This window comes from Novosphingobium naphthalenivorans NBRC 102051 (assembly GCF_001590985.1).
Classification (GTDB): Bacteria; Pseudomonadota; Alphaproteobacteria; order Sphingomonadales; family Sphingomonadaceae; genus Novosphingobium; species Novosphingobium naphthalenivorans.
Genome location: NZ_BCTX01000186.1, coordinates 1 through 1,755 on the forward strand (window position 1 = coordinate 1; position 1,755 = coordinate 1,755).

Consider the following 1,755-nt stretch of genomic DNA (forward strand, 5'->3'; position numbering starts at 1 on the left):
CCGAAAGCGGCACCCATGGCCGACACGAAAAATCCTACCGGTAGTCTGGCGCAAGACTGGCGCGGTTCCGCCGAAAACCACGGATTTAAGCTATGCGGCGGTCATACCGGCAGTTCAAAACGCGGTGTCGGCGCCCTACCGGTAGTTTACTCCATCCCATTGATAACGCGCCAATAATCGGCGCAGCACGTGTGCGTACGGTGCATTACACCTACGCCCACCGGGCGTGCGTCGAGATTACCGCACAGGCTTGCCCTGTGCGCCCGCATTCCCGGTTGGTCGGGGGTCTTCCTGTGAAGTCGGATCAGGCCGCTCGCGAGCGGGCCTCGAGGTCCTCGATCCGGGCCAGGCACAGCTCGCGGACAAGGTCCTGGAGCAGCGCGACGCGCTCGCCGAGCCAGGCCAGTTCCTCGTCGGTGATGACGAACTCGCGCGAATAGCGGGCCTTCACATAGGCCTCGCGCAGAAGATTGTAGGCCCGGCGATGGAGGCGATCATCGGTAGGCCAGACATCCCGCAAACGCGGTTCAAGCTGCTCGGTCGAGGCCCTCAGCCGGTTCAGGTTGTGGGTCTTGGGAGAGTACAAGGTCCGGACGAGAAAGATGCAGTGATAGAGGCGCTCAGTGGCCTGATGGAGGTTGAAAACCGCCTCCTTGGGTGCCCCATCCCCGATGAGAAAGTCGGATGCCCGCTTGAACTTTTGCGCACTCTCGAACCACTCCTCGAAGTAGTCGCGGGTCTCCTGCAGCGCCTCCTTGGGGGAAAGCTGTTCGGGCTCGACAAAGGGATGGCCGGGCTCCTCGAACAGGACGATCCCGTCCCTCAGGATATCCATGAAGAAGTAGCGGCCAAGCCGCAGCTTTTCGTTTACGTCCTCGAGGCTGTGGTAGATCGGGGAGACCTGGGTGCGAAGGACATGCCCCTCGCCAAGTTCCTCGAGGAGGCGCGTCTCGGTCTTCGCCCAGAACTCGGGAACGTCGGTGAGGTCCTCGTGATCGACCACGACAAGGATGTCGTAATCGGAAAAGTAGCGACCCACCGGATCCTCGACCCAGTCGCCGCGCGCATAGCTGCCGAACAGGATGATCTTGAGCAGGCGCCCGTTACGGAAACGCGGCTGCGTCCGGTGACGGATCGCATTGGCGAAGCCGGTGCGGATGACATCGACGACATGCGCCAGTTCCCGCCGCTTGGCTTCGAGTAGCGATACCGTGATGTCATCAAGCGCCTTCATGGCGCATAGGATCGCGCCAAAAGGCCGCCTTGCCAATCCCTATTAACGGATCGGCAAGGCGGCCTCCAATGCTCGGGCGGGTCAGTCTATCATCCCGGCGGCCTCCCGTCGCGGTGGCGGTCGATATGCCGGATGGCGCGGAGCATATGCCGCCGCACCTGCCAGAGCGACATGCGATAGCGCTTGGCGATCCGGCGATAGCTCAGTCCGTGAACGCGGCTCGCAAGGAATACCCGCAAGGTCGGCTCGGGAAGCGAGAGCAGCACCGCGCGCATCCGCTCCCGGTCCTCTTCGGTGTGGTCATCGGGAGGGGAACCGGTCATGACCGGTCCCCGGTGTCGGACTGAACTTCGCGACCAGCGAGCAGGAAATCACACGCCTTGCTGGCGGCACTGGCGGCGCGGAAGATCGCTTTCTCGTCTTCGCGCAGGACGGCAAGCCATGCCCCGATATAGTCGGCATGCCGAACCGTGGGCTGGATACCCAGCGATGCGCAGGCAAAGGCCGATGCCATCTCGGCG

The 1,755-nt window shown here is 62.9% G+C and carries 3 protein-coding genes; all 3 read right to left on the reverse strand.

Annotated features, from left to right (window positions below):
• Positions 1 to 304: 304 nt before the first annotated feature.
• Positions 305 to 1,234 carry a HEPN domain-containing protein gene (locus tag NN5_RS24585; RefSeq protein ID WP_067739326.1) on the reverse strand — a complete coding sequence of 310 codons (930 nt, stop codon included), beginning with the start codon at positions 1,232 to 1,234 and terminating at the stop codon, positions 305 to 307.
• Between the two features lie 89 nt (positions 1,235 to 1,323).
• A complete protein-coding gene (locus tag NN5_RS24590; protein WP_067739329.1) occupies positions 1,324 to 1,557 on the reverse strand; it encodes a sigma factor-like helix-turn-helix DNA-binding protein in 234 nt (77 codons plus the stop codon).
• A partial coding sequence (locus NN5_RS24595; RefSeq protein WP_245656690.1) for a zincin-like metallopeptidase domain-containing protein occupies positions 1,554 to 1,755 on the reverse strand: 202 nt, incomplete at its 5' end. The genes NN5_RS24595 and NN5_RS24590, both read right to left, overlap by 4 nt.

What these genes read in the sequence shown, in the direction of transcription:
- NN5_RS24585 (WP_067739326.1), bottom strand. Translation starts at nt 1,234, where the DNA reads ATGAAGGCGCTTGATGACATCACGGTATCGCTACTCGAAGCCAAGCGG.
- NN5_RS24590 (WP_067739329.1), bottom strand. Translation starts at nt 1,557, where the DNA reads ATGACCGGTTCCCCTCCCGATGACCACACCGAAGAGGACCGGGAGCGG.